We start from the raw sequence: 9,401 nt of genomic DNA, 5'->3' as shown, positions 1-9,401 counted from the left end.
CGCCCGAATCCGGCGATAACGTATCACGAACGTTTATATACGTGGCCTTGGTGTCGTTGGGTATGGCAGATGGTGACAACGGTATGGAGAGACGCGACTTCCTAAAGACAGCCGGTGCGGCGACCGCGGCGGCGACGACCACCGCGACCGCCGGCTGTATCTCGAGTCTGACCGGCGGCAGCGGCGGTGGCTCGCTCGTGTACGCGCGCGGCGACCACCCCGAGAACTACGACCCCCAGCAGACGACGAGTGGCGAGGTCGCGAAGGTCACGAACCAGATATTCGACCAGCTCATCCAGTTCCAGCCCGGGAGCGGCGGCGCACTGAGCGACGGGCTCGCCAAGAGCGACGGCTGGTCGCTCAGCGGGACCACAGCGACGCTCGAACTCAAGGAGGACGTGACCTTCCACGACGGGAGCGACTTCACCGCGGCCGACGTGAAGGCGACCATCCGTCGGTTCACGGACGAGAACTACCAGTACTACCTCGGCACCGAGAACGCGTCCGGGTACGCCGGGTTCACGTTCGGGAACTGGGTGGACAGCATCGACGCGTCCAGCGAGTACACCGTCGAGTTCACGCTCACCCAGAAGTACGCGCCGTTCCTCCGGAACCTCGCGATGTTCGCGGCCGCGATCCTCTCGCAGGACCAGATCACGGGCCTCGACGACCAGACCGAACTCGGCACTGACCCGATCGGGACGGGGCCGTTCTCGTTCGAGGAACTCGACAACTCGAACCAGCGCGTACGTCTGGCGGCGAACGACGACTACTTCGGCGAGGGACCGAACGTCGGCGAGGTCATCTTCAAGACCATCGGGCAGAACTCCTCGCGTGCGCAGGACGTCGTGAACGGCGACTCGCACATCACGGACAACCTGGGCGCGGAGTCCTCGACGACCATCGAGGAGTCGGACACGGCCCAGATCAAGTCCAAGCCCGGCATCAACACGGGCTACATGGCGTTCAACATGGCTCGCAAGGAGGCGTTCCGCGACCGGCGCGTCCGTCGCGCCATCAGTCTCGCGGTGAACACTGAAGCGGTCGTGAACGACATCTATCAGGGCTTCGCCGTGCAGTCCAGTCAGCCGCTCCCGAAGGGCGTCATGGGCCGCAAGGACGACCTGAGTCCGTACGCGAACGACAAGGAGCAAGCCCAGTCGCTGCTGGAGGAGGCCGGTGCGGCGGACATGGAGTTCGAGCTCGCGACGTTCAGTAACCCGCGCGGGTACAACCCGAGCCCGATCCAGACCGCGAACCAGTTCAAGTCCGACCTGGAGGAGATCGGGCTGACGGTGAACATCAACCAGTTCTCGACGTTCTCCTCGTACCTCGACTACACGGACGCCGGGAACCACGACGCGTGTTTCCTCGGATGGTACACCGACAACGCCGACCCGGACAACTTCATGTACGTCCTGCTCGACCCGAAGGTCAGCATGGACGCGGTGCCCGAGGGGCAGGACTGGGTCAGCCGCAACAAGGATGGCTACAGTACGCTGAACGCCGCGAGCTGGGCGAACACGGAGTACATGCAGCTGGTGCGCGACGCGCAGTCGACGTACGACGAGGCGACGCGCAAGCAGAAGTACCGGAAGGCGAGTCAGCTCGCGCACGACGAGGCGCCGTGGGTGTTCATCGACTACGCGAAGACGATCCGCGCGATCAACGAGGCGGTCGTGTCGGACTCGTTCACCGTGAGCTCGGTCGGCGGTCCGCACCTCGGGCTCGTCGAGCTCGAGTAACGGCTCGTCGTCGCGACGAGTATCGGCTGCGGGTGGTGTCCGTCCCGACCGTCGCGGTCGGGGAGGCGTCGCCCGGGTCCGTTCGACCCGACGGTAGTCGTTCGAGTCAACTCGCGGAGTGTTTTCGCGTCGGGTAGTGGCTGGAAGAATCGGGTGACGGCGTCGGTCATCGCGTGTCGATGGCAAGTGTTTTATTGGGACAGTCTGTGTGACGAAGCAACACAGGAATGGTCTCGAAGCGATTCATCGTGAAGCGGCTGCTGTTGCTCGTGCCGGTGCTGTTCGGCGTGTCGACGTTCGTGTTCGCCATCCTCCATCTCTCGGGGGGTGACCCGGCACGTATCATCGCCGGCCAGCGAGCGTCGGAGGAGGTCGTCCGACAGGTCAGACAGGACCTCGGCTTGAACGACCCGATCCTCGTCCAGTACGGCCGGTTCCTCGTCGACGTCGTCCAGTTCGACTTCGGGAACTCGTACGCAATCTCGAAGGGGAACCCGGTCCGGGACGTGCTCGTCGCTCGCCTCCCCGTGACCATCGAGCTCGCGCTCTACGGGCAGTTCATCGGGCTCGCGCTCGGGCTCCCGTTAGGTATCCTCTCCGCGATCAAGCAGGACTCGTTGCTCGACCACACGACGCGCATCGGCGCGCTCGCCGGCATCTCCGTGCCGATCTACTGGTCGGGGCCGCTGCTCATCCTGTTCTTCTCCGGGTTCCTCGGGCTGTTCCCGGCCGCGGGCCGTATCGGGTCGACGATCTTCCTCGACAACTCGTGGACGCTCATGGGCGTCGAACTCCCGTTGACGGGGATGGTCACCGTCGACACGCTCCTGCTCGGACGCCCGGTCGCGTGGCTGTCGGCGGTCTCGCACCTGTTCCTGCCAGCGGTCACGATCGGCGTGTACTCGATGGCGCTCGTCTCCCGGATGATGCGGTCGTCGATGCTCGAGGTCATCAGGCAGGACTACATGCGGACCGCTCGCGCGAAAGGCCAGGGCGCGAAGATCACCGTCATGAAGCACGGGTTCCGGAACGCGATGATTCCCGTCATCACGGTCGTCGGCATCCAGTTCGGGACGTTGCTCGGCGGTGCGGTCCTCACGGAGACCGTGTTCGGGATCGGCGGAATCGGGACGCTCATCGTGAGCGCGATCAACGCGACGGACTACCCGGTCGTCCAGGGCGCGGTCCTGACGTTCGCGCTCCTGTTCACGCTCGTGAACCTCGGCGTGGACATCACGTACAGCTACCTCGACCCCAGAATCCAACAGTAACATGAGTACCGAAACCACCGACGTCGGCGCGGAACGCGAGGAACGCGGCCGCCTCCAGCGGCTCTTGAACTCGCCGTTCCTCTCGGATCTGCTCTCGAATCGCCTCGCGCTCATCGGAATCGGCATCATCCTCGCGATGCTGCTGATAGCGCTCTACGCCAGGGTGTTCTACGACCTCGGCGCGCTCGAGTCCTCGCGGCTCGGCGGGTCGTTCCCGAGCCGGACGGCGCCCGGCTGGGCCGGTGGCCCTGGCGCGGCGAACGAGCAGTTGTTCGGGACGGATCAGGCGGCGCGGGACATCTTCCGCCGGACGATGTACGGGGCGTGGATCGCGATGAAGTTCGGGACGATCACGGTCGGTATCTCGACGGTGCTCGGCGTGACTCTCGGCATCATCGCGGCGTACTACGGGAACGTGACGGACAACGTCATCATGCGGACGATGGACGTCCTGTTGGCGTTCCCGTCGCTCCTGCTGGCGCTCGCGCTCGTCGCGATATTCGGCGCTGGCCTCTGGAAGGCCGTGATCGCGTTGACGCTCGTGTACACGCCGCGGTTCGCGCGCGTCGTCCGCGGTGCGGCGCTGAAGGTCCTGGAGGACGAGTACATCGACGCGACCGAGGCGCTGGGTGCGAAGGACCCTCGTATCCTGTTCCGACACATCATGCCGAACACGCTCGCGCCCATCACCGTGCAGTCGACGCTGAACTTCGGGCTCGCGATCATCGACATCGCCGCGCTCTCGTTCCTCGGGTTCGGTGCGCCGCCGGGGTCGCCGTCGTGGGGGAAGATGCTCGCGAACGGCGTGGAGTTCGGCCTCCAGTCCGGACGCTGGTGGATGTCGTTCTTCCCCGGGCTGTTCCTCGCGTTGACCGTCCTCGGATTCAACCTTCTGGGTGACGGGATGCGGGACGCGCTCGACCCGCGGATGCAGGACGCGGTCGACTGATCGCGATGGACGCGGAGGCCACGCTCGGGGAGCGCGTTCGAGCGTACGCGTGGCCGCGGCTGCGACTCGTCGGCGGGGCGTTCGCGGTCGGCGTGCTCGTCGGCGGTCTGTTGCTCGGCGCGCTCGTCGTCGCGGGTGGCTGGACGGTCGTCGGTGCGTCCCAGTTCGCGTTCGCGCTCGGCACGCTCGCGTTCGGCCTCGGCCTGCTGGGGTGGTCGGGGTCGGCGATGGCCGGTCGTGGGTTCGAGAACATGCAGGCGCACCTGGACACGAACACGAACTGGACCGAGGCGGATTCGCGCCGTGCGATGGCGCGCATCGGCGGGTTCGGCGGTGGTGCGATGGTCGCGACGGGCGTCGTGGAAGTGCTTGCGCTCGGCGTGTGAACGCCCGTCGCGTCGCGGATTATTCTTCGACGTTCTCGCCGATGGCGCCGGCGGGGAACGCGTCGTCGGCGTCGGGGCCGCCGGCGTCGCGGCTGGCGTCGTACGCGAGGTGGCCGCGCAGGTAGACGCGCTCGGGGAACACGCCCCGCCAGCCCGCGAACGGCGTCCACCCGCACTTCGAGTGGAGCGCGTCGCCGTCGATGGTGGCGGGGTCGTCGAGGTCGACGAGCACGAGGTCCGCGTCCATCCCCGCCGCCACGCGCCCCTTCCGCGGGAGGTCGAAGACGTCGGCGGGATTCGCGCTGACGAGGTCGCGGACGCGCTCCAGCGGGAGTCGCCCCGTGCGCGCTTCCTCGAGGAGCAGCGGGAGCATGGTCTCGACGCCGGGGACGCCGCTGGGGGCGTCGGCGAGCGTCGCCTCCTTCTCGGCGACGGTGTGGGGCGCGTGGTCGGTCGCGACGAGGTCGACGGTACCGTCGGCGACGCGCTCGTAGACGGCCTCGCGGCGGTCCTCGCTCCGGAGTGGCGGGTTCATGCGGCCGTACGTGCCGAGCGGGTCCCCGGGCTCGCGGGACTCGGGTCGGCCGGGCGCGTCGTCGCCGGTGAGGTCCGCGCGGGAGAGCAGGAGGTGGTGCGGGCTGACCTCGCAGGTCGCGCCCGCGGCCGCGGCGGCGTCGACGCCCTCGGGCGTCGAGGTGTGCGCGATGTGGAGCGCGGCGTCGGCGTCCGCGGCGACGTCGCACGCGCGCTCGACCGCGGCCGCCTCAGCGTCGGCCGTCCGGTACGCGCTCCAGGCGTCCGCGTTCGCCGCGCGACCCTCGCCGTCGCCCGCGTCGTCGAGTGCGGTCTCGTCGAACAGCGTCGCGTCCTCGGCGTGCACGGTCACGGTGACGTCGGCGTCGCCGGCCTTCGCGACCGCGTCCGCGAACAGCTCGGCGTCGATCCCCATGTTGCCCGTGGAGTCCGCGAGGAACACCTCGCCGAGCGCGAACAGGTCGCGGTCGAGCAGGGTCTCGGGGTCCCAGTCCTCGGTGACGCCGCCGTTGATCCCCCAGTCGACGTGCGAGTCCGCGGCGAACGCGGCCTTCTCGTCGAACGCGGTTCCGGAGGTCGTCGGCGGACTGGTGTTTGGCTGGTCGACGACGGTCGTGACGCCGCCCGCGACCGCGGACCGCGACCCGGTCTCCCACGTCTCCTTGTGACCGTAGCCGGGCTGGCGGAAGTGCACGTGCGCGTCGATCGCGCCCGGGAGCAGGTGCTTGCCCGTGGCGTCCACGACCGATTCGTCGTCGCTGGTCGTCGACTCGCCGCCGTCCAGGTCGCCGACCGCGGCGATCTCGCCGTCTTCGACGCGGACGTCCACCGTCTCGCCGTCCGCGAGCGTCGCGTTCCGGAAGAGCATACGCAGGGGTCCGCCAGCGAGCGCCCTGAAGCCTCCGGTCCGGGAGCGCGTCGATGCAGCGAGCGCCTACGCGTCGACGACGGCCGTCACGTCGACGACCTCGCGGTCGCGGTCGCCGACGAGCGCGTCCTCCAGGGCCGCCCGGACGCGGTCTGGGTCGCTCGGTCCGCCTGCGTTCGCGACGCTCCCGACGCTCGCGGGGTCGAAGGGGACGTCGAGCGCGCGGTAGACGGGGGCGAGGACGCCGGCGAGGTCGTCGCGGTTCGCGACGACGAGCACGCCGCTCGTGATGGCGGCGCCCTGCGTGACGCGCTGGGCGAGTCCCGCGAGCTTGCCGCCCGCGGTCGTTCGCAGGGAGTGCTGGCCGGGGCAGAACGACTCCGGTGGTTCGCCCTCGCTGGCGTCGACGCCGAGGCCGGCGAGCGCACCGCGGACGTCGCGGGTGAGGGCGTCGTAGCGCTCGTCGAGGCCGCCGCGGACGCCGTCGACGGGCGTGATTCGGGCGAACGCGAGCGTGGTCTCGCCGTCGTACGCGACCGCGCGCCCGCCGACGCTCCGCTCGACTGGCTCGTAGCCGTGCTCGCGCGCCGCGGCCGCCGCGGCGCCGTAGCCGTCGCTGCGGGTGTCGCGGCGGCCGAACGCGACGATGCGCGCCGGCGCCCACACGCGAACCGCGGGCTGGCCGGTCTCGGCGACGCGGTCCCGGAGCTGTCCGGTGGCCGCGCCGTCAGCGAGCGCGTCGTCGAGGCGACCGCGGACGACGAGCGTCGGCGAGTCCGCTTCCATACGACAGCGGTCGGACCGCGCCGGTTTAGGCCCGTCGCCCCCAAGCCGCGACCGAATGAGCGCCGAGGACGGGACGGATACGACGGACGGGCGGACCGCCGAAGCCGAGAACCCCGGAGTGTCGGTGAACGAGGACGGCGTCGTGACCCTCCCGGCGAGCGTGCTGGAACGCTACCGGCGGTACACGCTGTACAACTCGCCGTACGCCGCGCACGACCACGGGTGCGCCGTCGACTGCTACCCGATGGACGGGACCGCGCCGAGCCCCGTCAGCGGCGAGGTCGTCGCGACCGAGACCGTACGCGCACCACCGAAGCCGTACGCGCCCGCCCAGGACCACCTCGTCGTCGTCGACTGCGGGCCGGTCGTCGCCCGCATCATGCACGTCGAGCCGACGGTCGCGGTCGGCGAGACGGTCCGCGTCGGGGACTCCCTCGGCGACCTCGTCCGCGCGGGGTTCTTCGCGCGCTGGGTCCCGAACCACCTCCACGTCGGGTTCCGTCGGCACGACCAGGACCACCTTCGCGCGAGCGGCTCGCTCCCGCTCGACGTCGGCGTCGACCCGGTCCCGCTGGAGTGGGACGGCTCCGGGACCGTCGTCGACGCCGCGGACTCGTACGCGCTGCTGGACGCACCCGACTCCGGCGACATCGAACCCGGCTCGTTCGCCGGGGTCGCCGCCGACGTCGACGGCGAGCGCGTCGTGCTCGACGGCGGGTTCCAGCACTACGACGCCGGCGGCGTCCATCCCGCCACCGGCGCCGACGGAGACAGGGCCGCCGAGGCGACCGGGCCCGTCGACCTGCTCGGCGAGCACGTCGGCGACGCCGTCGCGAGCCGCGGGAGCGCGAACGACGTCACCTGGCGGCCCGTGACCGTCCGCGCGAACGACCAGCCCGTCCACGGCATCTCCCTGTTCTGCGGCCAGCGCGGCGACTACGCGGTCAAACTCGTCGGCGAGAACCTCGATTTCGCGGTCGGCGAGCGCATCGACGTCGACCTCGAGCCGACCGATCGCTGACGAGGAGCGAGGGGTGACCCGCTCGCCGGCTCGCTCCCCCTCGTCGACGGAGGGTTCCTCGCTGAGGTTGGGTCGCCGGCGGCGTCAGTCGGCGACGCCGAGTTGACGCATCGCGCGGAGGAAGTCCGCGACGATCCACGCCTCCGCTATCTTCGAGCCCTCGAACCGGTACATGGCGATGGCCTCGGTCTCTATCGGCTCGCCGGTGGCGGGGATGCCGCGGAACTCGCCTTGCTGCGTGCCGGTCATCGTGTACCGGATCACGGCTCGGTCGTCGGTCGCGACGACGTCCGCGGGCTCCTTTTGCATGTCCGGGACGGCGTCGCGCATGTGCTCGAGGGCGCGCTCGAACGACTGGAGCGTGTGCGTCTCCGCCTCGCCGAAGTTCGTGTGGACCCGGTAGTCGTCCGCGAGGACGCTCTCGTCTACCTCGCCGTGGTTCCAGACGCGGTCGAAGTGCTCGCGAGCGATTCGCTCGGTCTCTGTGGCTGTGGTGGTGGACATCGGTGTGGCTCCGGGCGTCCGCGACGCCGCAGCGTCGTCGAGCCACGTAGTCGGCTGAGGACTGACCCATCCGAGATACGCCCAGTAGAGTGTTAAGCGTTAGCACGCGCCGATGCGGCACCGGTCTTACTCGTGCGCCCCGACCGCGGGCGTCACCGACGCCAGATGCGACTCACTCGCCGTCCGCCGCGTCGTTCCCTGCCGCGTCGTCGTCCCCGGCCTCGTTCTCCGCCGACTCGTCCTCGCGGTCGAGGTGCCGGAACCCGTCGAGGATGACCTGTTTCGCGGTGGCGCCGCGGGTCGTCCAGTGGTGCGCGTAGTCGAGCATGTCGTCGTAGATGTCGGGCTTGCACCCCGCGGCCTTCGGGTGCCCGCCGCCGTTGACCTGGCCGGCGACCTCGTGACAGCGCTCGAACTCGTCCGTGCCGCGGATGCTCGCCGAACCGGCGGGTTTGACGACGACGCTCGCGTCCGCGCCCTGCTCGCGGAACGCCTCCGCGACCTCGTTCTGCGAGCACCGGCCGTACGTCACGCCGACCGTCCACCCGTTGACCTCCCGTATCTCGCCGCGGTCCACGGCCTTCTCGATGAGCGCCTCCTTCTCCACGCGACGCTCCGCGAGCAGTTCCCGAGCGTCCGCGGGCAGGTCCGCGCCGCCCTCGCGGATTATCTCGATGTACTCCTCGGGGTCCACCCAGTACGCGAGGTCCGCGAGGTCGTCGCTCCGCTCGTCCTCGCGCAGCCAGAGGTCGTGGTCGCGCGTGACGGCGGCCAGGTCGACGTACTGCTCGTCGAACGCGTGGTCGAGGCTGCGGACGGTGACGTCCGCGGTGCACTCCTCGTCGCTGTCGCCGACGACCAGGTCCACGCCCGCCTCGCGGACCTTCGCTGCGACGTCGTCGTCCCACTGGTGGTGGTCGAACCACCTGACGGAGTCCGCGGTCTCGACGAGCGCGTCGAGTTCCTCGTCGACGTACTCGTAGCGGTCCGGGCAGAGGTCGCAGACGAACACGTCCAGCCCCGGCTCGCCGTGCTCCGCCACGAGCTCCATGCCGTCCTCGAGGTCGTGCGGGCCCGCCGGCACCAGGCCGGCGTCACCGTACGCCTCCCGCAGCAGCGCGACACACGCCAGGCCGTCCGCGTCCGGGTCCGCGACCACCGCGACCGACTGGCCCGCCAGGGCCTCGGCGGCCTCGCGCTCCCGTCGCTCCTCGTCGACCTCGTCCGGCACGAAAAAGCCCGTGCCAGGGAGTACCGACTTCCGCGCGAGCGACATATCGTCCTGCTCGATGAGGGACTCGTCCATACCCCGAGGACGCGAGCACACGGCAAGTAGC

9 protein-coding genes are annotated in these 9,401 nt (G+C 69.8%); 5 read left to right on the top strand and 4 right to left on the bottom strand.

Annotation, left to right across the window (positions count from 1 at the left end; all coding sequences use genetic code 11):
• The first annotated feature begins 62 nt into the window (after positions 1–62).
• The 4 genes from SM754_RS05935 to SM754_RS05920 all read left to right on the top strand — a co-directional run bounded on the left by SM754_RS05935 (position 63) and on the right by SM754_RS05920 (position 4,351).
• On the top strand, positions 63–1,745 hold the full coding sequence (locus SM754_RS05935) for an ABC transporter substrate-binding protein (protein ID WP_323675308.1): 1,683 nt from the start codon (positions 63–65) through the stop codon (positions 1,743–1,745).
• Between the two features lie 227 nt (positions 1,746–1,972).
• Positions 1,973–3,016, top strand: a complete 1,044-nt coding sequence (locus SM754_RS05930; protein ID WP_323675307.1) for an ABC transporter permease — start codon at positions 1,973–1,975, stop codon at positions 3,014–3,016.
• A 1-nt stretch (position 3,017) separates the two neighbouring features.
• Entirely contained in the window at positions 3,018–3,965 is a 948-nt protein-coding gene (locus tag SM754_RS05925) for an ABC transporter permease (protein ID WP_323675306.1), read from the top strand.
• A 5-nt stretch (positions 3,966–3,970) separates the two neighbouring features.
• On the top strand, positions 3,971–4,351 hold the full coding sequence (locus SM754_RS05920; protein ID WP_323675305.1) for a DUF7268 family protein: 381 nt from the start codon (positions 3,971–3,973) through the stop codon (positions 4,349–4,351).
• Positions 4,352–4,370: 19 nt separating this feature from the next.
• Here the strand turns inward: SM754_RS05920 and SM754_RS05915 are convergent, their stop codons facing one another.
• Both SM754_RS05915 and SM754_RS05910 read right to left on the bottom strand, forming a co-directional pair.
• Entirely contained in the window at positions 4,371–5,753 is a 1,383-nt protein-coding gene (locus SM754_RS05915; protein ID WP_323675304.1) for a dihydroorotase, read from the bottom strand.
• A gap of 66 nt (positions 5,754–5,819) precedes the next feature.
• Positions 5,820–6,539, bottom strand: coding sequence for a lipoate--protein ligase family protein (locus tag SM754_RS05910; protein ID WP_323675303.1), 720 nt, complete (start codon positions 6,537–6,539; stop codon positions 5,820–5,822).
• Between the two features lie 55 nt (positions 6,540–6,594).
• On the opposite strand from SM754_RS05910, the gene SM754_RS05905 reads away from it, so the two are divergent.
• Positions 6,595–7,560: a DUF8155 domain-containing protein gene (locus tag SM754_RS05905; RefSeq protein ID WP_323675302.1), complete on the top strand. Its 966-nt coding sequence runs from the start codon at positions 6,595–6,597 to the stop codon at positions 7,558–7,560.
• Positions 7,561–7,644: 84 nt separating this feature from the next.
• On the opposite strand, the gene SM754_RS05900 is transcribed toward SM754_RS05905, so the two are convergent.
• Positions 7,645–8,064: an ester cyclase gene (locus tag SM754_RS05900; protein WP_323675301.1), complete on the bottom strand. Its 420-nt coding sequence runs from the start codon at positions 8,062–8,064 to the stop codon at positions 7,645–7,647.
• A 172-nt stretch (positions 8,065–8,236) separates the two neighbouring features.
• Positions 8,237–9,370, bottom strand: coding sequence for a DHH family phosphoesterase (locus tag SM754_RS05895; RefSeq protein ID WP_323675300.1), 1,134 nt, complete (start codon positions 9,368–9,370; stop codon positions 8,237–8,239).
• Positions 9,371–9,401 lie beyond the last annotated feature (31 nt).

The organism is Halorubellus amylolyticus (assembly GCF_034808145.1).
Taxonomy (GTDB): domain Archaea; phylum Halobacteriota; class Halobacteria; order Halobacteriales; family Natrialbaceae; genus Halorubellus.
Note: the sequence above shows the minus strand (reverse complement) of the source record. Positions and strands in the feature narration are given on the sequence as shown.